This window comes from Xanthomonas campestris pv. asclepiadis, assembly GCF_020784175.1.
In the GTDB taxonomy this organism is placed as follows: Bacteria; Pseudomonadota; Gammaproteobacteria; order Xanthomonadales; family Xanthomonadaceae; genus Xanthomonas; species Xanthomonas campestris_D.
The window spans coordinates 64,448-86,846 of sequence record NZ_JAJGQM010000016.1 but is presented as its reverse complement, the minus strand read 5'-3'; the positions used below and the strand labels follow the sequence as shown (position 1 = coordinate 86,846).

The window sequence follows — 22,399 nt, the reverse complement described above, 5'->3', positions numbered from 1 at the left end:
CCGTGCCCGGCTTCCAGAACGGTCAGAACCCCCTCCAACAACACAGTTGCTACAAGGACGTACTTGCGGCGTGTCCCACACCGGTACGCGTGCAAGCGCCCGCCGCAGACCGAAGCTTCTACGGAGCACCAGCAGATCTCATGCGCAGGGTTGATCAGCAGTGTGCGGAGTCGGTCGGCGGCGCGGCGCCGCACCCGGTGTCGGGACACGCCGTGAATCCATCCGTGGAGGCTCGGTGGCGGCATCCATGCCGCCACACGGTCCCGCCACCGGACGCGGCACCACGCTCCCAATATGGCTAGTGCTGATCGGCAAGCAATGCCTTCAAGCACACATGCAGACGCCCGCCGCAGACCGAAGCATTCGCATAAAAACCGCAGGCCTCGTGTGGTTTTACTCCTGCCGACCGGGATCCACCGAGATCAATCGGGTGACATCCAGCAACGCCGCCGGCAGGTGCATGCCGCCCGGTGCGACCAGATAGCGCGGGCGCCAGGTTGGGGCGAACTTCGATTTGAAGCGACGCAAGCCGCTGAAGCCATAGAAGCGCTCGCCGTGACGCGCGACTAGGCTGGCGAAGCGATTCCAGCGGCCTGCCAGGCGATGCTCGGCCAGGCCCGACAGCGGCGCCATGCCCAACGAGAAGCGCGTATAGCCGTTGGCTTGCCCCCACAGGAACAGCTCGATGAACAGGAAATCCATCGTGCCCTTGGGTGCCTGTGCGCTGTGCCGCATCAGGTCCACCGACAGCTCGCCGCCAGCCGGCGCCTGCCACACATTGGCGAAGGCCACAATCTGGCCTTCCGCCTCGGCCACCGCCACCGGGAAGCGGCGCAGATAGTCCGTATCGAAGCTGCCCAGCGAAAACCCTTTTTCTTCGCCGGATTTTTCTTCCAGCCATTGCTCGGACACTTCGGCCAGACGCGGCAATACCGCATCCACCTGCTCGGGCTGCAGCATGCGGAAGGTCAGGCCGCCGCGCTTGCCGCGGTTCCAGGCCTGGCGCAGATCGGCGCGGTCGCGGCCTTCCAGGGTGAAGCCTTCCAGCGGCACGATCGCCTCTTCGCCCAGCTTGACCAGGGTCAGGCCCATGTCCAGATAGGTCTGCCAGTATTTTTCGCCGACCTGGTAGAACACCGGGCGCAGGCCCATATGGTCGGCCTCTTCGCGGAAGCGCCAGATCAGTGCGCGCGCGACCTCGGGCGGGCCGACCGGGTCGCCCATCGAGATCAGCGAGCCGCCATAACGCTGCATCATCACAAACCCACGTCCCTGCTCATCGAGCAGGAAGGCCTTGTCGCCGGTCAAGGCCAGGCAGGCCTGGGTGTCGGTACTGGTGGCCAGGGTCGGCGCCAGCGTCTGCAGGGTCTGCGCATCGGCGGCCGGCATCGGGCGGCGGCCGCCACGCAGCAGGCGCGCCATGCCGAACACGATCACGCCCACGCACAGGATCAACGCCGCGCGCAGCGCACGCGGCGCGTTGGCCGAGGTGGCAAACTGCCACCACAGGTCGTTGCTGTATTCGACGTGGCTGTAGACGAAGAAGAGCAGCCAGAACGTGGCCACCAGCACCAGGCCGAGGTTGCTCAGCCAGCGCCACGACCAGGCTTCGTCCAGCAGCGCGCCCTGGCGGTAGAACTCGCGGCGTGCCGCCCATAGCGCCAGCGCGGCCAGCGCCGCCGACAACGACACCGAGATATGGCTGCCGCGCAACAGCGACAGCGGCGGCAGCAGGATGCACACGCCCAGCGCCAGCACCCAGGCCGCATGGCTGCGGCGTTGCAGGCCCTGGCCGATCAGCAGCAGCACCATGCCGCCCAGGCTGACTAGCAGATGCGAGGTTTCGATCAGCGGCAGCGGCGCCACTTCCTGACGTGCGCGCGGCGTGGGCAAGGTGCCGTCGATGACCAGCGCCGCGCCCACCGCAAACACCGCCAACGCCAGGATCTGCGGCAACCAGGGGCGCAAGGCCTTCCACACCGTGCGTGCGGTGCTGGCGCTGGCGCGCACCGGTGCGCCCAGGCCGGAGGCCGCCGCCATCGCCACCGAGATCAGCAGCGGCACGATGTAGTAGGTGACCCGGTAGGCCAGCGCGGCGGCCAGTACCGCAGCCGGGGTGACATGCGGCAGCAGCTTGAGCAGGCTCCACTCGAACACGCCCAGCCCGGCCGGCACGGTGGATATCAGCCCGGTGACCACCGCCACCAGCCAGATCCCGATGAAACCGAAGTAGCCGGTGCCCGGATCCGGCGGCAGCAGCACGTAGAACGCGGCAGCCGCCAGGCCCAGCTCGACCACGCTCAGCGCGGTGACGCCCAGCACCGTGGTGCGGTCGGGCAGCCAGAAGCGATGACTGCGAATCCCGAATTCGCGGCCCTGTTTGCCGACCAGCATCAGCATTGCAACGTAGCCGACCAGCAAGGCGATACCGGCGATGCGGATGCCTTCTGCGGTGATCGGCAGTGCACGCGCAGCCGCTTCCGGTTCCAGCATCAGCGCCAGGCCAAGCAACACCCAGGCGCCGAAGACGAAGCCCAGCGTGCTCATCAGCACCACCTGGCCGATCTCGGCCAGGGTCAGCCCGACGCTGCCATAGCCGCGCAGGCGGACCGCGCCGCCGGTGAGTGCGGCAAAGCCCAGCGTCTGCCCCACCGCATGCGCCATGAAGGCGGTGATGCCCACGCGCGCCGGGTGCAGCCGCTTGCCGGTGCGCTTGAGCCCGACCCAGTCGAAACCCACCAGACAGGCGTAGCTGCTCAAGCCCAGCACCAAGGTGAGCGCGATCTGGCCGGCACCCAAGGCACGGAAGGCCTGGCGGATCTGCCGATAGCCATGGTCGGTGAATTGCCCCGACAGCGCGTGCAGCGCCATCGCCAGGATCGCCAGGCTGATGATCACCGGCAACGCGCGGCGCCACCCGCTGGCCGGCGCTTGGGAAGACACGGAGGTATCCGTCATGAGGGGAACGGGATCTGCTGAAAGGGAAGAAGGGCACATGCACGGTATGTGCCGCGCGGGCGGTGGGTCTGCATGGGCCGGTTGGTGTCAAGGTACATGCAGGGGGATCGCGTGGATGCCGAATGAGGTGAACGCAGGGTTCGGTCGCGCCGACAGGTGTCGGCTCAGGACGGCCGGGCGCATCATAGGGCATCGCCGCGCCCACGTGCCGCAGGAGACCGACATGGACACGATGACCGTTGCAACACAGACAGGCTATTGATGAACGATCGACACCACAGTGAAACCGCGATGCCGCCCGGGCAATCGTGCCCGCCACGCTGGGCCGGGCAGGCCGGCGCAGTCGCCGCCTGCACGGGCATTGCCTTCATCGGCTTGATTCTGCTGCTGCAATGGCTGCGCGGCGATCTGGACTGGATCGACGCACAGCTGAGCGCGTATCTGCACGGTGCCTACGGCCTGCTGTTGCGCACGGCCTATTGCGTGTTGGCTGCCGCGATGGCGTGGATGGCGCTGGGCCTGCATGCGGCACTCGCACCGCCCGCGCGCAGCCGCACGGTGGTGGGGCTGTTCTGGGCGGCGGCGGTGGGCTTGAGCATGGTCTCGATCGGCGATAGCTGGATGCCGGAGCTGGCGCCTGACGCAGCCATGCTGGTGCATCTGCTATCGGCCGATATGACGTTTCTGTGCGTGATCGCGGCGGTGTTGCTGCAATCCTGGTATTTCCGCCGCGATTGCGTGTGGCGAGGCCACTTCGCCATCGCGTTCGGCCTGGACCTGAGCGCATTTGCGGTGTTGCTGTTCCACGTCACGGTCACCAGCGCGCCGCTGGGCATCAGCCAGAAGAGCGCCATCGTGTTGATCGTGGCCTGGGTGGTGCGGGTGGGGGCGTGGCTGGCGCAGCACGTGCGCGCCGGGGCTGCACGTTTGCCGCATTCGCGGGACAATGCCCGGGTCAATCAACCGTAGGAAGTCTGAAATGGTGCAGCGATTCGATGCGGGTCCGCGGATGTCGGAAATGACCGTCCATGGCGGGGTGTGCTACCTGGCCGGCCAGATTGCCGAAGACACCAGCGAAGACATCACCGGGCAAACCCGCCAGGTGCTGGGCGAAATCGACAAGCTGCTCGCGCAGGCGGCCAGCGACAAGACCAAGATCCTGCGCGCGGAGATCTTCCTGGCCGACATCGCCGATTTCGACGGCATGAACAAGGCCTGGGACGAATGGGTGCCGCACGGCTTCACCCCCGCGCGCGCCACGGTCGAAGCCAAACTGGCGCGCCCGGAATGGAAGGTGGAAATCGTGGTCACCGCTGCGGCGAGCTGATCGCAGGGCGGCGCGCCGATCGCGGGGCGATCGCGCGCGCCGATCGCGTGTCATCTGCGCGTATGCGCTTCGGCATGCATCGCAGCGTTGTCAGCAGACAGTGGCGAAAAACGGATCGCACGTTGGCTTGGCAAGAGTGCCAACGCGTTTGTCGACACGCCTGCATCAGTGGAACGCCGACATGTTGCGCTCCACGCATGCGGTTCGCATCGTCGTTTCGACGCGCGCGCCGCGATCAGCGTTTGACGAAGCGATAGTGCGCCACGCCCCATTCGCGGCCCTGGTCGTAACCGAACAGCTCGGCGCAGGCCAGCCAGAACATCCGCCAGCGCTGCCACCAGCGCTGCGCATCCTCGCCGTAGGTCTGCTTCAGCAGCGGCATGATCTGCGCGCGGTGGCGGTCCTGGTTTTCCAGCCAGGCATTGGCGGTTTTTTCGTAATGCGCGCCCGACAGCACCCAGCGCTGTTCGATCACCACGTCCTGCTGGAAATGCAGCAAGGTATCGGCCGCCGGCATCAGCCCGCCGGTGAAGAAATGCCGTCCCATCCAGTTGTCTTCGCCGGCCACTTCGAACGGGTAAGCCAGGTCGCGGTGACAGAAGATATGCACGAACAGTTTGCCGCCCGGCGCCAACCAGCTGCCGACGCGCGCCAGCAGCTCGCGGTAATTGCGCATGTGCTCGAACATCTCCACCGACACCACGCGGTCGAAGTTGCCCGGCGGCAGCGCCAGCGCGTTGACGTCGGCGGTGATGACCTGCACGTTGCTCAAGCCACGCACGCGGCACTGCTCCAGGATATGCGCGCGCTGCGGCCGCGAGTTGGACACCGCAGTGATGGTGGCACCGGGATAGCGCTCGGCCATCCACAAGGTCAGCGAGCCCCAACCGCAGCCCAGCTCCAGGATGCGTTGGCCATCGGCCAGTTCGGCGCGCTCACCGTAAAGCGCCAGCATGCGTTCTTCGGCCGCATCCAGATCCGGCGTGGTGGCGTCCCAGTAGCAGCTGCTGTACTTGAGCCGGCGGCCCAGGCACAGGGTGAAGAACTGTGGCGGCAATTCGTAGTGCTGGCGATTGGCGGCATCGGTTTCGATCGCGATCGCGCTGGCACGCAGGCTGTCGATGAAGGCGCGTTGGCGTTCGCCGCTGGCATCGGCACCGCCGGTGCGCTCATCGCGCAGGCGCTGCGCGCACAGCCGGCGGATGCCGTAACGCAATGCGGCGTCGGGGAGCACGCCGGATTCGGCCATCCGGGTCGCAAAGGATTCTTCGGGCAGCGAGGAGGGCGGAACGGTAACAGTGGACATACGACTCTCCAGGCGACTCAGGACGAAGGGGGAAGCGGAAAAAACGCGCTGGTGCTGCGTTGGTATTGCGCATAGTCCTCACCACGCGAGCGCAGCGCCTGCTGCTCGGTGTAGGGAATGCCGGTGAAGCGATACAGAAACACGAACATCACCACCGGCCCCAGTGCAGCCAGGGCAAGCGGCCACGGCCCGGCACCGACGGCCAGCGTCAGGTAAGCGAACCAGTGCACGAACTCGAAGAAGTAATTGGGATGGCGCGAATACCGCCACAAGCCGCTGCGGCAGGTGACGCCGCGATTGGCCGGGTTGGCCTTGTGCGCAGACAGTTGCCGGTCGGCCAGGGCTTCGCCACCGACCGCAATCAACCACACCGCAATCGCCAACGTGCTCCACACGCTCCAGGCCGGATTCGGGTTGCTGGCAGCGGCCAGAAACGGCACACAAAACAGCACCACGACCACCGCCTGCGCCAGGAAGAAGCCCAGGAATTTGCGTTGGTCGCCGTTCCAGTGCTCGCGCAAGGCGCGATAACGGCCATCTTCGTGCGGGTCGCCGAATACACGCACGCCCAGATGCAATGCCAGGCGCGCGCCCCAGACACCGCCAAGCACGCCGACCAGCACGCGCGGCAGCAGCGCGCCATCGGACATCCACGCGCAATACGGCGCAGCGATGGCCAGGCAGGCGGCCCACAGCACATCGACCGGGCCGGCATTGCCGCTGCGGCGTTGCCACAGCCAGCCGACCACCATCACCACGCTCGCAAACACGCCCACATGCAGCAGCGGCCAGGCATTCATTGCAGTTCTCCCCTCAGGTGTTCAGGCGATGGTCGCGCCAGTCGGCGTGCATACAGCGACAACAGACCGCAGGCCAGGCCCCAGCCGATACCGACCACGATTACCGCATGCAGCTGTGGCGGCTGGAATTCCACCGCCTGCCAGCCGCGTTGCGCCAACCAGTACGAAAACGGCCCGAAGATCGCGCCCAGCAGCACCGCCAGCCATGGCCGCTGCATCACCGATGCCAGCGAATGGTTGAGCGTGAGCGCAAAGCCCAGCCACAATGCCAGGATCCAGGCCGGCGCCAGCAACGTGCCTGGCCACGGTGCGGCGTAACGCACCCAGCCGCCCGCCGCCAGCGTGGTGTCCAGCAGCAAGCCCAGCGACAGCGCGGCGACCAGCAGCTGCGGATCGCCCGGCGCCCGCCGCGACGGCCACAGCTGATACAGCGCAAACAGTGCCAGCACCAGCAGGGTTGGCCAGATGCGCGCCTGCGCGGCCGCGCTGACGGCTACCAGCCACAGCACCTGCAGGCCCAGATAGTTGCCGAGCTGCTTCATGCGTCAACGGGAAGGCCGGGCACGAACTGCGGCGGGCGTGCGACCGGCTTGCTCAGCCAGAGATGCACATCGCCGATCGAGCGCTCCAGAAAGCCGGCTTCGCAATAGGCCAGGTAAAACTCCCACATGCGGATGAAGCGCTCGTCGTAGCCGAGTGCACGCACCTGCGGCAGCTGCGCCATGAAGCGCTGCCGCCAGGCGCGCAGCGTCAACGCATAGCTCGGCCCGATGTCTTCCAGGTTGAACAGGCGCAGGTCGCTGGCGCGTGCGATTGCGCCGGTCATCGCCGCCACCGAGGGAATGAAGCTACCGGGAAAGATATGCCGCTTGATGAAGTCCACCGAGCGCAAGGCCTGCGCATAGCGATGGTCTTCGATGGTGATGGCCTGGATCAGCGCCTCGCCATCGTCGGCCAGCAGGCTGCCGACCTTGGCGAAATAGGTGTCCAGATACTGATGGCCGATGGCCTCGATCATCTCGATCGACACCACCCGATCATAGCGGCCGTCCAGATCGCGATAGTCGCGCAACAATACGGTGACCCGGTCGCTCAGGCCGGCCGCGGCGATGCGCTGGGTGGCCAGTTCGAACTGCTCGCGCGAGATGGTTGTGGTGGTGACGCGGCAGCCATGCGCGCGCGCGGCGTGCAGCGCGAAGCCGCCCCAGCCGGTGCCGATTTCCACCACATGGTGTTGCGGGCCGAGCCGCAGCTTCTGGCAGATGCGCTCGAGCTTGCGCGTGGCTGCGCGCTCCAGTGCGGCCTCGCCCTGGGCTTCTTCGCCCTCGACGAAGATCGCCGAGGAATACATCAGGTTCTCGTCGAGAAACAGGCGGAACAACGGGTTGCCCAGATCGTAGTGCGCGGCGATGTTGCGCCGGCTGCCGCTGCGGGTATTGCGCGCGAACGCATGCAGGCTGCGCATCGCCCAGCCGCCCAGGCGCGCGGTGCCGGTCTCCATCGCATCCAGGCGGTCGCGATTGCGCAGCAGCAGGCGCATCAACGCGACCAGATCGTCGCATTGCCATTGCCCGTCCATGTACGACTCGCCGGCACCGACGCTGCCGTTGAGCGCGGCCTGGCGATAGAACCCGGGGTCGATGACACGCAACTGCACCTGCAGCGCATCGGCGCCACTGGCGTTGCCGAGGGTGGTGACGCCATCGGCTTCGTGCAACTGCAATTGTCCATCGCGCAGCTCGCCGAGCGTGGCCAGCAGGCGCTTGCGCAACAGGCGGTCCGTCCAGGAAGCCGCGCGCGGCGCAGCGGTGTCGGGCAGGGACGTGGCGTTCATCGGGGTTCTCGCACAGGCGGATGAGGGTGATCGTGGACCGGGTTGCCGCGCAGCCACAGGCGCAGGGCCTGCCAGTGGATGGCCAGCACCACCTGCACGGTCATCAACGGATAGGCCAGCAGCGTGCGCGCCAGGGTGCGCGCGTTGAGCGGCTGGCGCTGCAGGACCAGGGTGGCATCGAAGCGGCGGGCACCGTGGCCGCTGCCTGCGCCATCAGCATCAGGGCTGCCGTCCGGCGTGTCGTCGCAGAGCGCATCCAATACGTCCATATGCACGCGCAACTGCGCATCGGGCACGCTGAAACGCCAGTCGTACTGGTGCTGCATGCCCATGAAGGGCGAGACGTGGAAGCGCTTGTCGAAGCGCCAGGCATGCACCCGGCGATGCGTGCGCGCCTGCGCGACCGGCAGCACGTAGGTGTGGCGCTGCTGCCACGGCGTATTGGTGATTTCCGCCACGATCCAGCGCAGGCCACCGTGGCGATCGAAGCAGTAGTAGAAGCTGACCGGATTGAACACATGGCCGAAGTAGCGCAGATGCGTGAGTAGGCGGATCGCGCCATCGGGGCGCTCGCCGGTGTGGGCCTGCACGCAATCGCGCACGGCCTGGTCCAGCGGAACGTCCGGGTCGCCGAGATAATCGCTGCGCCGGAACTGCGCCAGATTGGCGCGCCCCACCGACCATAGCCAACGCCGCGCAAACACCACATCGAGCTCGGACAGATCCAGATACATCAGGAACAGCCGGTAGCGAAACGCCAGCGGTCTGGGCGCAAACCGACGGTGCCGCACCCACCCGGTGTAGATCGCGCTGCGCACCGCGCCCGTCACGCTGCCGGCACCGCTGTCCTCGCCCGGAGGCAGCGGTACCGCATCGGGGCTGGCTTCGCGCAGCAGCTGCATCACCAGTCCGCTCCCAGGCCGTGGGCCACATCCACGCCGCTGCGCAGGCCGTCTTCATGGAAGCCGAAGCCCCATGCCGCGCCGGCAAACCAGGTGTGCTGCACGCCCTGGATCTCGGCCTTGCGCGTCTGCGCGGCCAGGGCGGCCGCGTTCTGCACCGGGTGGCGGTAGCGCATGCGTCGCAGCACCTTGTCCGGGGCGATGTCGTGGTCGCGATTGAGGCTGACGATGAACGGCTGCGGCGCATCGATCGACTGCAGGGCGTTCATCCAGTAGCTCACCGTGCACGGCGCCTGCGGGTCGGCCGGCACATGCGCGTTCCACGCAGCCCAGGCGCGGCGATCGCGCGGCAGCACGCTGGCGTCGGTGTGCAGGACGGTGTCGTTGTCCTGATAGGTGATGCCGCCCAGGATCTGCCGCTCGGCCGCTGTGGCGTCGCTGAGCAAGGCCAGCGCATCGTCGGCATGGCAGGCCAGCACCACGTTGTCGAAGTGTTCCTCGCCACACGGGGAGCTGAGCACCACGCCGTTGGGCGCGCGCCGGATCGCATGCACCGGCGTGGACAGGCGCTCGAGCACCTGCCAGCGCCGACGCAGCGCACGCACGTAGCTGTTGGAGCCGCCGCGCACCACCTGCCACTGCGGACGCCCGCTGAGTTGCAGCATGTGGTGATTGGCCATGAAGCCGATCAGCTGGCCCATCGGGAAGTCGAGGATGCGTTGCGAGGGCGATGACCATAACGCCGAGGCCATCGGCACCAGATGCTGGTCGCGAAACGCGGCCGAATACCCATGCCGTTGCAGATACGCGCCCAGCGTGCTGAAGCGCTCCTCGCTGTGCAACACCGCCGGCGCCTGTCGATAGAAGCGACGCAGGTCGGCCAGCATGCCCCAGAAGCGGGGGCTGAGCAGGTTACTGCGCTGGCAGAACAGCCCGCCCAGGCTGCCGGCGTTGTATTCGAGCCCGCTGCGCGCATCGTGCACCGAGAAGCTCATCGTGGTCGGCTGCGCGGCCACGTCCAGCTCGGCGAACATGCGCGTGAGCAGCGGATAGTGCTGCGGGTTGAAGACGATGAAACCGCTGTCCACCGCATAGCGCTGGCCGTCCAGCTGGATGTCGTGCGTATGCGTATGCCCGCCCAGATAATCGGCGGCCTCGAACAGGGTGACCTCGTAGCGGCGCGACAACAGCCACGCTGCGCCCAGGCCGGCGATCCCGCTGCCGACCACGGCAATCCTGCCCTCGCTCATCGGCTCACCCGCTCGGCGCGTTGCGTGAGCGATTTCGGCATCGGCTTGAGGTCCCAGACCAGGCCCACCCAGGACATCGCGGTGAGCCCGTACCAGGTGACGTCGTACTCCCACCAACGCAGGCCCTGGCGTGCGGAGCCGGGAAAGAAGTGGTGATTGTTGTGCCAGCCTTCGCCGAAGGTGAGCAGCGCCAGCAGCCAGTTGTTGCGGCTGTCGTCGCGGGTCTCGAAGCGTCGGCTGCCGAAGCGGTGCGCCAGCGAATTGATGGTGAAGGTGGCATGGAACAAGGCCACGGTGGAGATCACAAAGCCCCATACCAGCAGCTGCGCGCCGTTGGTCTTCAACGCGGGCGCGGCAACCGCCAGCCAGTCGCCGAGCAGGTACAGCCCCGTTGCCAGCAGCACCGGCATCACGATGTCGAAGCGGTCCAGAAAGCGCAGCTCGGCAAAGCGACGCAGGTCCGGGATGACCGCCCAGTCGGTGCGGAAGTTGCGCGGGGTCAGGAACCAGCCGGTATGGCTCCACCAGAAGCCGTGCTGCGCCGGCGAATGCGGATCGCGGCCGGTGTCGGTGTGGCGGTGATGGTTGCGATGATGCGCGGCCCACCACAGCGGCCCGCGTTGCACGCAGGTGGCGCCGATGGCAGCGAACAGGAACTGCAGCACGCGCGAGGTCTTGAACGCGCGGTGCGAGAAATAGCGGTGATAGAACCCGGTCAGCGCGAACATGCGCAGCGCGTACAAGGCCACCGCCATGCCGACCGCGAACCAGGACGCACCGACCCACAGGACCGCCAGGCAAGCCAGGTGCAGCGCGATGAAGGGTAGGGCACGCAGCCAGTCGATACGGTCTGCGCGTGCTTCGTCCAGCGGCTCGTCGGTTTGCGAATCCACCCAACGACGCAGGCTGCCAATGCGCGCTGCGACCCCGCCACGCCGGCGGGTGTCGGCAGGCTGCGGCGGTGCGGCATGTGGGTCAAAGCCAGTACTCGGCACGCGTGGTTCTCCGTGTGTAGTCGTGACCCTTTACGGACGCTGCCGGCAAACAGATGCACCAGCCTGTTTGATCGTCGCATGGGTGCGCGCGCTTGGCGTGCCGGTGCGAACGAATCGCGCAATTGCGCACACATTGAAGCGCGCCAGCCAGGGTTGACGCGGATGAGGCTGTTGCGCGAACGCCGCCGCCTGCGATGTGATCGCAGGCGGCGTCAGGCGTGCCGGATCAGGGCGCCATTGCCAGTGTGCTGATGCCGCCCTTGGCCACTACGGTACCGGTGGCAACACCGCCCGGTGCGCCGCCCGGCGGCTCCAGCGTGACTGCCAGGATGGCTTCGTTGCTGAGCATGGGCATCAGCTGATCGGGAATCTGCGCACGGCGTGCGCGCTGGTCGTCGAAGGTGCCCATCGAATGCGCCTTGCCATCCGGCGTGATCAGCCACAGCTCGGGTACCTTGTCGGCGGTGGCGGTGCGATCCAGCGGCGTCACCGTGATGGTGTGCTTGTCGGCATCCATCAACGCGACATAGCCGGGGCGGCCGTCTTCGGTGGCCAGCGTGGAGGTCATCGCAATACCGGTCGTTGGCGCAGTGGTGGTCGCCGGTGGCGTGACCGGTGTCTGTACCACCGGGCCGGTGCCCTGCGGCGGCTGCACCGGTGCCGGTGGCGTGCGCAGGTTCAACAACGCCAGCACGCACACGGCCGCGGTGGCCAGGCCGCCTGCGCTTGCCCAACGCCAGAACCGCACGCTGTTCCATACCGCTGCCTTGGGTGCGCTTGCCGGCGGCGCTGCCGACGACGCGGCGGTCACTGCGTGCAACGGCGTATCGAAGCCCAGCGTCTGGCGGATGCGTGCCCAGACCTGGCCGGGCGGCGTCACTGCGGCGATCTCGTCCAGCAACGGCGCCAGATGCTCCTGCCACTGCGTCACCGCCTGGGCAAACTGGCCGTCGGTGGCGACGCGTTGTTCGGCAGCCAGGCGCTGGTCGGCGCTCAACAGGCCCAGCACGTATTCGCCGGCAAGCACGTCGCGCGGCGGTTCCTGGTCGATGGGAAAGGGCGTGCTCATCGTTCCAGACATGCCTTGAGTTTGGCCAGGCCGCGGCGGATCCAGCTCTTGACCGTGCCGATCGGGGTGTCGGTGCGCGCGGCGAGTTCTTCGTAGGTGATACCGTCGAAGAACGCGGTGCGGATCAACTCGCTGCGCGGCGGTTCAAGCTCTGCCAGGCAGTGGTCGATGCGTCGGCGCGTGCTGGCGCGCTCGGTGCGCTCCAGCGGCGAGGCGTCGCCGGCGCGCAATTCGCCGGCATCGTCCAGCGCCACGTTGCGGCGTTGCGGGGCATTGGCGCGCAGATGGTCGATGGCCTTGTTGCGCGCGATCATCGCCAACCAGGTGAGCCCCCGTGCACGAGCGGGATCGAACTGCCCGGCCTTGTGCCAGATCAGCGTGAAGACGTCCTGCAGCACCTCTTCGGCTTCGGCACGTTGCGGGATCATGCGCAGGCACACCCCGAACAGTTTCGGCGAGGTCTGCCGGTACAGCGCTTCGAAGGCATGCCGGTCGCCGCCCGCGGTTGCGGTCAGCAGTCGTCCGGTTTCATCGTCGTCGTGGCCAGGGATGGCACTCATGCGGTCGGGCGTTTTTTGAGGTGGGGGCGATGCTACCGGACTGGGGGGACGCTGTCCTTCACTTACGCTGCTGAAACCACAGCACGACGGCAGCGAGCAGCAACAGGATCTCGACGCCTGCCAATGCCACCGTGGGTGCGGAGACCGGCCACAGGCGCGCCAGGGAGACGCTGCGGAACAGCACGATCGGCACGTAGAACGCGAGTGCGACCAGCAGGCCGGTGCGCGCTTGATCGATCCACGCGAAGTAGCCGAACAGGAACGCCATGCCCAGCTGCAGGCCGCCATAGATGACCAGATATTCCGATTGCCCGGCCGGCGACAACTGGGTGTAGCCCACGGCATTGGCGGTCTTGGCCGGCGAGAGCGTGCACCAGATTGCCAGGACGACGTAGAGCACTGCGTTGATCCAGAGGTAGGCCTTGGCCATGGCGATGGTCCTGTATGGGGAAGGGGTGACCGGGCCGTTGTACGCAACCGCGCGTGGTCGAACGTGAAGATGGCAGGTGTCTGGTTCACGGGGCGCTGCAGCTCTTGGCCAGCGGCTGCTCGCGTGCCTGACGCAGCTCATCGGCGCCGACGGCACGCGCAGCGGTGTCCGGAAAAACGATGCGTACGTGTGGATAGCGGCCACGCGCGTCGCGCAGGTTGCCCACGCCGCGGAATTGCAGCAGACGTTTGTCGGCGATTGCATAACGCACTTCGAGCGAGGGCACTGCCGCGCCGTACCAGGCATCCAGGCTCAGGCGAAACCGGCGCTGGCCGCCGGTATCGTCGATGCGCTCGACACGGAACGCCAGCTGGCGTTGCAGGCTTGGCAGCACGAAGTCCACGCGTTGCGGCGCGCTGGCGAGCGCGTCCCAGTTGTTGCGCAGGTAGGCATCGAAGCCGGCATCGATCACGCGCGGGCCGTCGTCGGCCGGCAGTGGCGTGCGCTGCTCGGCCTTGCCGGGTTCCTGCTGGAACATCTCGCGCACACCGTTGCGTTGACGCACGCCCTGGCGATAGCCGTCGCGCCCATCGATCAGGCTGAAGTCGGGCGAGCTGCCGCCACCATCGACCTGCTTGCGCGCAAACGGGCGCCCGTCCGGGCAGCGATACAGCACGACGCGTCCGCCATCGTCGAGCAGCCAGTGCGACTCGCGATAGCGCAGCGCGCCGCTGTCGCCATCGAAGGCATCGCCATCCACACGGGTGACCGCCGCCGCACTCAGCGGCAAGCCGCCCAGCACCAGCAGCAACAAGGGCGAGATCGGCCGGCACACGGTGGCGAGCGCGGCAAGGGCAGCGGCGAGTGGGCGCATCGGCGGATTCCTCGATAGGAGTGCCTATCAATACGAGCGCATCCGCAGCGCGGATGCGCCGGACGCGTCAGGACGTTCCTGACGGGATGTCGTGATTGGAGGCCAGCGCCGCTGGTTCGTGGGAGCCGGGCGCTGCCGAGGCTCAGAACGCGGGTGCGTGCAAGGGGGCGCCGATGCCGCACTGGCTGCGAGCGGGCAGTCAGTGCGAGGGCGCAGCCGGGTGCGGAAGCCCAGGCGTGTACACAAGATGTGCCGGCTCAGGGTGCCGGCCGCAAGCACGCAAGCGCCGTGAGAGCACGCTTGGCGTGCAGATATCGTGGTGCATATGGCACTGCCGATTCCGGGCGTAGCGCGCCTGGCACTTGCGCCATCGTCCGGCCAGCCGTCTAGCCGCTCGTGTGCAGCGCGATGCAGTCCACCGGGCAGGCCGGCAGGCACAGCTCGCAGCCGGTGCACAGCGCGGCGATCACCGTATGCATGTGCTTGGCGCCGCCGACGATGGCGTCCACCGGGCAGGCCTGGATGCACTTGGTGCAGCCGATGCAGTCGGCCTCCACGATCCAGGCCACCTCCGGCGGCGTGTGGGTGCCACGGCTGCGATCGTATGGGCGTGCAGGACGCTGCAGCACGTGCGCCAACGCGCGTGCTCCGGCGTCGCCACCGGGCGGGCAATGATCGACGTCGGCCTGGCCGTTCGCCATCGCTTGTGCATACGGGCGACAGCCGTCATAACCGCACTGGCCGCACTGGGTCTGCGGCAGCAGGCGGTCGAGGCGTTCGACCAGATCGAGCGATGCGGCGGGCGTTGCGGTAGGCATGTCAGTGCAGCAGGTTGCCGCGATACCAGCGCTGCTGCGCCAGCGCCAGCATCGGCTTGTCTTCGCGGCTGTCGCCGTAGGCATGGACGCACGCGTACTGCGACAGGTCGTAGCGCAGGCGGATCTGCGCGGCCTTGCGCGGGCCGCAATCGCCGTCCGCATAGCGCCCGCTCAGCACGCCGGCGTGGTGTTCCAGCTTGTTGCAGATCAACGACAGGTCATGCTGCGCGCACCACGGCTGCAGGTACAGGTCCAGCGAGGCCGACACCAGCACCACTTCATGCCCCTGCGCCTGGTGCCAGTCGATGCGCTGCATCATCTCGGCGCGCAGCACACCCGGCAATCCCGTGCGCGCGAAATCGGCGCCGTGCGCGGCCACCTCGTCCAGCAAGCGATCACTGAACACGATGCGGGTGACCCGCGCGCGCAGCGCCGCAGCCGACACCATGCCCAACCGATACCCCAGCACCCACGGGCCGACCTGCCACTTCGCCGCCGCCAGCTGCGCAGGCGTGGCCACCTTGCGCAGAAAACGCGCATAGCTATCGCAGGTGGTGATGGTGTGGTCGAAGTCGAACAGGGCCAGGTGCATGAGGGGCGGGGATTGGGAAGTCGAGATTGGGGATTGGTTAAAGGCGCGGTGTCTGCTTTTCCTTCTCCCCGGGAGAAGGTGCCCCGCAGGGGCGGATCAGGGACGGGCCAGGCACTAATGTTAGGTCTCCCTCGACAATCAGCTCTGGCTTCTACGAATCCCCAATCCCGATTCCCCAATCCCGCTTCACCGCACCGGCATCCCCGGCTGCGCACCACCATCGGCGTCCAGCAGCGCCAGCGCGCCGCCGTCGAAGCCGGCCGACAGGATCATGCCTTCGCTGATGCCGAAGCGCATCTTGCGCGGGGCCAGGTTGGCGATGAACACCACGCTGCGGCCGACCAGCGTTTCCGGTTCGCCATAGCTGGCGCGGATGCCCGAGAAGATCTGGCGTTTGCCCAGCTCGCCGGCATCCAGTTCGAAGCGCAGCAGCTTGTCCGAGCCTTCCACGAATTCGCACACCAGCACCTTGCCGATGCGCAGGTCGAGCTTGGCGAAATCGTCGATGCCGATGAGGCTGGAAGTGGCGATTGGGGATTGGGGATTGGCAACGGCCGCCGGCGTTGTCTCGGCCTTGGACGGGGCGGGCTTGGCGGTAGTGACAGCGGGTGCCGCAGGTGCGGCCATGGTGTCTTTTGAAGCGTCGGTCATGGCGTCGATCAGTTTGGGGTCGATACGGGTGAACAGGGCGGTGTAGGGCTGGATCACGTGCGCGGTCAGCGGGCGGGTGACGTCGTCCCAGCTGGTCATCGGTGCCGACAGGAAGGCTTCGGCCTCGGCACAGGTGCGCGGCAGGATCGGCTTGAGCGCGGCGACCAGGATCCGGAACAGGTTCAGGCCCTGCGTGCACACCGATTGCAGCTGCGCATCGGCACCGTCCTGCTTGGCGATCACCCATGGCTTGGTGTCGTCGATGTACTTGTTGGCCTCGTCGGCCAGCGCCATGGTCTGGCGGATCGCGCTGGCCGCATCGTTGCGCTCATAGGCCTCGCGGATCGGCGCCAGTGCGGCGACGAAGCGGTCGTACTGCGCCGGGTCGGGCAGGGCGTCGGCCAGCTTGCCGTCGAAGCGCTTGCCGATGAAGCCGGCGCAGCGGCTGGCCAGGTTGACGAACTTGCCGACCAGATCCGCATTCACCCGCGCGATGAAATCGCCCAGGTTCAGGTCCAGATCGTCCACGCCGCCGGAGGACTTGGCCGCGAAGTAGTAGCGCAGTGCCTCCGGTTCCAGGCCCACATCCAGGAAGGTACGCGCCATCACGAAGGTGCCGCGCGACTTGGACATCTTGGCGCCGCCCACGGTGAGATAGCCGTTGACGTGCAGCCGGGTCGGCGCGCGATGGCCGGTGCCGTGCAGTACCGCCGGCCAGAACAGGCCGTGGAAATTGACGATGTCCTTGCCGATGAAGTGATGCAGCTCGGTCTGCGTGCCAGCGACCAGATGCGCTTGGAAATCCTCGCCCATCTGCGCGCACAGCGTCTTGAAGCTGCACAGGTAGCCGATCGGCGCGTCCAGCCACACATAGAAATACTTGCCCGGCTGGCCGGGAATCTGGAAGCCGAAATACGGCGCATCGCGCGAGATGTCCCAGGCGCGCAGGCCGCCTTCGGTGTCCAGCCATTCCTTGAGCTTGGCCTTGACCCCGGGCAGCGCAACATCGCCGGCCAGCCACTCACGCAAAAAGCCATCGAAATGGCCCACTTCGAAGAAGAAATGCTCCGAATCGCGCAGCTCCGGGGTGGCGCCGGAGATCACCGACCTGGGCTCCTTCAGCTCGGTCGGCGCGTAGGTGGCGCCACAGACCTCGCAGTTGTCGCCGTATTGATCGGCGCTGCCGCAGTTGGGGCAGATGCCCTTGATGTAGCGATCCGGCAGGAACATGCCCTTGGCCGGGTCGTAGAACTGCGCCACCGAGCGACGGCTGATGTGACCGGCGGCCTCCAGCGTGGTGTAGAAGGCCTCGGTGAGCGCGCGATTGACCGGCGAATTGGTCGAATCGTAATGATCGAAGGTCACCCCGAACGCGGCAAAGTCGCGCTCATGGCTGGCCTGGATGCTGGCGATGAAGGCCTCCGGGGTGACCCCGGCCTTTTCGGCGGCGAGCATGATCGGCGTGCCATGGGTGTCGTCGGCGCAGACGAACCAGGTCTTGTCGCCGCGCAGGCGGCGCGCGCGCACCCAGATGTCGGCCTGGATGTAGCCGACCAGATGGCCAAGATGCAGCGGCCCGTTGGCGTAGGGCAGGGCGGTGGTGACGAGTGCGGTGCGGGTCATGGCAGGCGTAATGCGGGGGACAGCCGATTATCGCATTAGTCGGGAATGGGGGCGGGAATCGGGAATCGGGAATCGGGCAAAGCAGGGCTAGGCGACAGTGTTGTTGAGGCGCGCAGGGATTTGGCTGGCCATGCAGCGCTATGGATCGACGATGGTCGCCTGCCAGGGCTCGCTGCACAGCTACGCGCAGATGGACACGCACAAAAAAGGCGCCCTCGCGGGCGCCTGCTGCTACGATTCCCCACTCCCGATTCCCGATTTACTCGCGAATCCAGGTCTGGGTACGGCCCAGCGCTTCGATGCCGACGTAGCCGCGCATCTGCAGCTTCTTGCCGCCGTCGGTCAGGGTGACCTTGGCCTTGTAGGTCTTGCCCTTGGCCGGGTCGAGCACCGAGCCGCCGCTCCACACCGCGGTGCCGTCGGGCTTGAGGCCCCACAGGATGGTCATTCCTTTGATCGGCTTGCCCTTGAGCGCGCCATCGCATTTGTCGCAGGTCGGGTTGGGCCCATGGTTGGACTGCAGGATGTCGACCACCTTGCCGCTCAGCGTGCCGTTGCCGAGCTGTTCGATCTGCACCACCGACTTGGGCTTGCCGGTCTCGTCGTCGATGGTCTTCCAGCGGCCCACCGGCGAATCGGCGGCCTGGGCCAGCAGCGAGGCGGCGGCCAGCGGCAGTGCCAGCATCAGGGTCTTGAAGGTCTTGCGCATGTGTCCCCTCCCAGGGATTGCTATGGCCGCCGTCGACGGCCTGACCGGAATGTATACCGTGGAGTATGGTGGCGGAAAGGCGCGCTGCGGAATGCGTTCATTCGGCTACTGCAGCGTCACCTGCTTGCGGTTGTCCGCCGGCACGCGGTCGATCAGCTTGTTGTCCGGATCGAAGCCGGCCTCGATCGGCAGGCGGTCGACGGTCATGGTGAAACTGGGTGCGGCGCTGGTGACGTGCTGCCGTTGCAAGGCCAGCACCGGCGCCTGCGCGTCCTTGCCGGCCGGAGCGCCATAGATCGCCACCTCGATCCAGTCGTCCAGCGGCACCGCATGCTCCTTGCCCTTGCCGTCGGCCTGCAATTTGGCCGCCTGCGTTTGCACGGTCACCTCGAAGCGGCCATCGGAGCGCTTGCGTGCCTGCGCGCTGACCACGCGGTTGTCGTAGAAGGTGATCTTCTCGAACAGGTCGGTGATCAGTCCTTGCTGGTCCGGGCGTGCCTCGGCCCGAATGGTCTGCAGCAACTCGGCCGAGGTGGTGTAGGGCGGCTGCTGGAATGCCTTGGCCGCCAAAAAGCGCTGCAATGCGCGATTGAGCGCCTGCTCGCCGAGCTCCTCGCGCAGCCGGTAGAACGCCAGCGAGCCCTTGCGGTAGTGGATGTATTGCTGATCCTCCACCCGATACAGCGGCAACTCCTCGATGGTTTCGCCACCACGCCCTTCCAGATAGCGATCCAGTTCGTAGCGGAGGAAACGGCGCATGTGCGCACGCCCGTACTCGCGCTCCATCACCATTAACGCCGAATACTGCGCCAGCGATTCGGACAGCATCGTGGCGCCCTGCACATTCGCACCGATCACCTGATGCGCCCACCATTGGTGTGCGACTTCATGCGCGGTGACATAGAACACGTAGTCGATGTCGTTCCTGTCGCGCAGGTCGGCGATGAAGCCGATCGACTCGGAGTAGGGGATGGTATTGGCGAATGACTGCGCAAACCGCGCGTAGCCGGGGAATTCGATGATGCGCACCTGATGGTGCTGATACGGGCTGAAGTTGGCTTCGTAATAGGCGAGCGATTTCTGCACGCTTTCGATCATGCGTTGCACGTTGTACGGATGCTTGGGGTCGTAATAGACCTCGATCGGGATGTTCTTGTAATGCGCCTTGCGCACCTGCCAGCGTGCCGACAGGTAGGCGTAGAAGTTGAGCATGGGGCGGTCCATCACGTAGCGGAAGCAGCGCCTGCCATCGCGTTGGAATTGCTGTTGCAGATAGCCCGGTGCCAAGGCGATCTGATCCGGCGCGGTGCAGACGGTGCTGGCAAAACTGAGCCAGTCGGCATCGTTGCTGACGTAGGTGTTGGCGCGCGCGGCCTGGTCTTCGAGCTTGGCCATGCGCGTGGGTTCGCCCAGGCCGCGCTTGCGGCGGTCGTTGCGGTCGGTGATCTCGGTCTGCGTGTTGTAGCCGAACCAGGGCAGCAGGGTGTTATTGAAGAAGCTGCCATTGGCGACCAGTTCGGTTTGCGCCTGCTCGGCGGTGAGGCCATGCGGATGCTGGTCCACGCGGAAACGGAATACGCGCTCTTCGCCGGGTTGCAGCGGCCGCTGTAGTCGATAGATGCGGTAGCCGGCCGGCACGTCGTGCAGGGTCAGCGTCTGCCCGCCCAGATCCACCTTTACCAGGCTGCGGTCCCCTGTGCGGCCCTGCATGCCGATATGCACCTCGCTGATCGGCGTGGGGTGGGTGTTGCGCACCGTCCAGGTGGCATCGATGACGACCGACTGGGTGCCCGGATGCAGGTCGACATGGTTGTCGACGGCGATGATGCGCGGCTGCGGCAGATCCTTGTATTTGCGGTAATCGCGCTCGTAGCGCGCCTGCAGGTCCAGCCGTTGTTCCGGCGACAGGAAGCTGTTGTAGACGTTGGTGCTCCAGTACACCCAGCCGCCGACCGCCGCGAAGCCGAGCAGGCTGACTGCCAGGGCCGCGCCGGTCGGGCTGCGCAGGCGCTGCAACGCCAGCCGCATACGTTGGCGCACACCGTGGCCCACGCCACGCGGCCAGAACGCCGAAGACAGCAACAGCAGGGCCAGCAGGAACAGGCCCCAATAGCCCTGGAACCACAACTGGCCGGGCAGGAAGTGGCCGTAGCCGTTCATGTCCGAATACGGCGCATTGGGCCAGCCGCCGAAGGTGTAGAGGTTCTGGGTGTAGTCGAGCATCGACAGCGCCGATTGCCCGATCAGCACCAGCATCAGCAGCGCATAGCCGACGAACTTGTTGTTGCTCAATACCTGCAGCGCCAGCGCCATGCCGCCCATCAACACGTACAGGACCGAGCCAAGCGCCAGCGTCTTGAGATACAGCAGCGGCTCGATGCTGGTATAGCCGCGGCCAAGCTGCAACGCGATCGAGGTCAACGCACCGGCGAGCTGGAAGCTGGCGATCACTGCCAACAAGGCCACAAACTTGCCCAGCAGCGGCACCCAATCCGGGACCGGCATCGCGTCGGTGATGCCGTCGATGCGGTTGCTGCGCTCCTTCCACACCAGTTCGCCGGCGTAAAACAGCACCACGATGATCAGCAGGAAGCTGTAGCTGTTCTGCAGCGCTTCCAGCATCAACGAGGTCACCGGCAGCACGGCGGTGCCGTAATTACGCGCGTTGAACAAGGCGGTCGGGATGAAGTTGGCCAGGCCCAGCATCAGCAGCACCACGAACGGCGCACTGCGCAGCACGCCCAGCGTGTCGAAGCGGATCTGGCGCAGCAGTTGCCGCCATGCGGTGGCCGCGCCGAAGCTGGGCGTGACCGTCAGGCGTGTCGTGGTGACGCGCGTGCTGGCGGGACGTGCATCAGCAGCCGCAACCGAAGCCACGCCACGGCGTCGCCGCGTGCCGCTGCGCTCGGTGCGGAACAGCGCAAAGGTGGCGGCAAACAACACACCGCTCATGCTCAGCCACACCGCGCGATTGGCGAGCAGGTAGCCGGTCAGCGGCGGCAGCTGGTGATTGCGCTGCTCTACCGACCAATACCGCAATGTCTGCGACAGGGCGCGGATGCCGAGCGGGTCGGACAGCGTGGCGATCCACACGTTGTCCAGATCGGCCATCAGCGCGCGGCTCACGCCATACAGCACGAAGAACACGATCACGCCGATATAGACCCACAGGATGCTGCGCGTGGTCACCGCCAGCACCGACAGCAGCGCGGTGGTGAACAGCAGGTTGGGCAGCACCAGCACCAACAGCGACCACAGATAGGGCACCACGGCGACCGGCCCGAGCCGGGCCTGATCGATCCAGGGCATGAACTGGGCGGCGAACATGCCCAGCGCGATCACCACATACATCAGCATGCCGGCGATCAGCGCCGCGCCGATGCGGCCGAGCAGATAGTCGCGCCGCCGTACCGGGGTGGAAAACACCAGCTCGGCAGTGCCCAGGTCGAAGTCGCGCAGCAAGGCATTGCTGACGAACAGGGTTGTCACCAGCAGGCCGAGCAGGCTGAAAAGCCCCAGCAGGGTCGCGATCACCGTAGGCGCATTGCGCAGCACGTTGCCGATGCCACCGCCGATCTGCACCGCATCGCTGGACAGCGCGGCAAACGCAAGCAGCGCATACAACGCAGCCAGCAACCACAGGAAGGGCGAGCGCAGTTGTTCGCGCAGCTCGAAGCGCAGGAACGCCAGCATCATCGCAG

At 66.6% G+C, this 22,399-nt stretch carries 19 protein-coding genes; 2 read left to right on the top strand and 17 right to left on the bottom strand.

Translation table 11 applies throughout. The annotated features are described in order from the left end of the window. Positions 1 to 393: 393 nt before the first annotated feature. On the bottom strand, positions 394 to 2,958 hold the full coding sequence (mprF, locus tag LL972_RS09870; protein WP_228327442.1) for a bifunctional lysylphosphatidylglycerol flippase/synthetase MprF: 2,565 nt from the start codon (positions 2,956 to 2,958) through the stop codon (positions 394 to 396). A 261-nt stretch (positions 2,959 to 3,219) separates the two neighbouring features. Between mprF and LL972_RS09865 the strand changes: the two genes are divergently transcribed. Further along, a complete protein-coding gene (locus LL972_RS09865) occupies positions 3,220 to 3,927 on the top strand; it encodes a DUF998 domain-containing protein (protein WP_228327441.1) in 708 nt (235 codons plus the stop codon). Between the two features lie 10 nt (positions 3,928 to 3,937). Continuing rightward, positions 3,938 to 4,285, top strand: a complete 348-nt coding sequence (locus LL972_RS09860; RefSeq protein ID WP_228327440.1) for a RidA family protein — start codon at positions 3,938 to 3,940, stop codon at positions 4,283 to 4,285. A 235-nt stretch (positions 4,286 to 4,520) separates the two neighbouring features. Here the strand turns inward: LL972_RS09860 and LL972_RS09855 are convergent, their stop codons facing one another. The 16 genes from LL972_RS09855 to LL972_RS09780 form a co-directional block, all read right to left on the bottom strand. Continuing rightward, a complete protein-coding gene (locus LL972_RS09855) occupies positions 4,521 to 5,591 on the bottom strand; it encodes an SAM-dependent methyltransferase (protein ID WP_228327439.1) in 1,071 nt (356 codons plus the stop codon). A 17-nt stretch (positions 5,592 to 5,608) separates the two neighbouring features. Further along, on the bottom strand, positions 5,609 to 6,391 hold the full coding sequence (locus LL972_RS09850; RefSeq protein ID WP_228327438.1) for a DUF1295 domain-containing protein: 783 nt from the start codon (positions 6,389 to 6,391) through the stop codon (positions 5,609 to 5,611). Further along, complete coding sequence (locus LL972_RS09845; protein WP_228327437.1) at positions 6,388 to 6,933, bottom strand: DUF2878 domain-containing protein; 546 nt, start codon at positions 6,931 to 6,933, stop codon at positions 6,388 to 6,390. Before LL972_RS09845 ends, LL972_RS09850 begins: the two co-directional genes overlap by 4 nt. Then, positions 6,930 to 8,225 (bottom strand): SAM-dependent methyltransferase, encoded by a 1,296-nt coding sequence (locus LL972_RS09840; protein WP_228327436.1) that lies wholly within the window; start codon positions 8,223 to 8,225, stop codon positions 6,930 to 6,932. Before LL972_RS09840 ends, LL972_RS09845 begins: the two co-directional genes overlap by 4 nt. Further along, positions 8,222 to 9,127: a DUF1365 domain-containing protein gene (locus LL972_RS09835; RefSeq protein ID WP_228327443.1), complete on the bottom strand. Its 906-nt coding sequence runs from the start codon at positions 9,125 to 9,127 to the stop codon at positions 8,222 to 8,224. Before LL972_RS09835 ends, LL972_RS09840 begins: the two co-directional genes overlap by 4 nt. After that, on the bottom strand, positions 9,127 to 10,377 hold the full coding sequence (locus LL972_RS09830) for an NAD(P)/FAD-dependent oxidoreductase (RefSeq protein WP_228327435.1): 1,251 nt from the start codon (positions 10,375 to 10,377) through the stop codon (positions 9,127 to 9,129). The genes LL972_RS09835 and LL972_RS09830 overlap by 1 nt, the downstream gene beginning before the upstream one ends. Continuing rightward, positions 10,374 to 11,372 (bottom strand): acyl-CoA desaturase, encoded by a 999-nt coding sequence (locus tag LL972_RS09825; RefSeq protein WP_228327434.1) that lies wholly within the window; start codon positions 11,370 to 11,372, stop codon positions 10,374 to 10,376. The genes LL972_RS09830 and LL972_RS09825 overlap by 4 nt, the downstream gene beginning before the upstream one ends. A 226-nt stretch (positions 11,373 to 11,598) precedes the next feature. Continuing rightward, positions 11,599 to 12,441: an anti-sigma factor gene (locus LL972_RS09820; RefSeq protein WP_228327433.1), complete on the bottom strand. Its 843-nt coding sequence runs from the start codon at positions 12,439 to 12,441 to the stop codon at positions 11,599 to 11,601. Then, positions 12,438 to 13,001 (bottom strand): sigma-70 family RNA polymerase sigma factor, encoded by a 564-nt coding sequence (locus LL972_RS09815; RefSeq protein ID WP_024940529.1) that lies wholly within the window; start codon positions 12,999 to 13,001, stop codon positions 12,438 to 12,440. The genes LL972_RS09820 and LL972_RS09815 overlap by 4 nt, the downstream gene beginning before the upstream one ends. 58 nt (positions 13,002 to 13,059) lie before the next feature. Beyond that, positions 13,060 to 13,431, bottom strand: a complete 372-nt coding sequence (locus LL972_RS09810) for a DUF4345 domain-containing protein (protein ID WP_228327432.1) — start codon at positions 13,429 to 13,431, stop codon at positions 13,060 to 13,062. 85 nt (positions 13,432 to 13,516) lie between these two features. Further along, entirely contained in the window at positions 13,517 to 14,305 is a 789-nt protein-coding gene (locus tag LL972_RS09805; RefSeq protein WP_228327431.1) for a hypothetical protein, read from the bottom strand. A 386-nt stretch (positions 14,306 to 14,691) separates the two neighbouring features. Next, positions 14,692 to 15,123, bottom strand: a complete 432-nt coding sequence (gene rnfB, locus LL972_RS09800; RefSeq protein ID WP_228327430.1) for an Rnf electron transport complex subunit RnfB — start codon at positions 15,121 to 15,123, stop codon at positions 14,692 to 14,694. A 1-nt stretch (position 15,124) separates the two neighbouring features. Next, positions 15,125 to 15,715, bottom strand: a complete 591-nt coding sequence (locus LL972_RS09795; RefSeq protein ID WP_228327429.1) for an HAD family hydrolase — start codon at positions 15,713 to 15,715, stop codon at positions 15,125 to 15,127. A 186-nt stretch (positions 15,716 to 15,901) separates the two neighbouring features. Then, entirely contained in the window at positions 15,902 to 17,989 is a 2,088-nt protein-coding gene (metG, locus tag LL972_RS09790) for a methionine--tRNA ligase (protein ID WP_228327428.1), read from the bottom strand. 259 nt (positions 17,990 to 18,248) lie between these two features. Next, positions 18,249 to 18,698 (bottom strand): DUF2147 domain-containing protein, encoded by a 450-nt coding sequence (locus LL972_RS09785; protein WP_016904108.1) that lies wholly within the window; start codon positions 18,696 to 18,698, stop codon positions 18,249 to 18,251. Between the two features lie 105 nt (positions 18,699 to 18,803). Then, complete coding sequence (locus LL972_RS09780; RefSeq protein WP_228327427.1) at positions 18,804 to 22,394, bottom strand: ABC transporter permease/M1 family aminopeptidase; 3,591 nt, start codon at positions 22,392 to 22,394, stop codon at positions 18,804 to 18,806. Positions 22,395 to 22,399 lie beyond the last annotated feature (5 nt).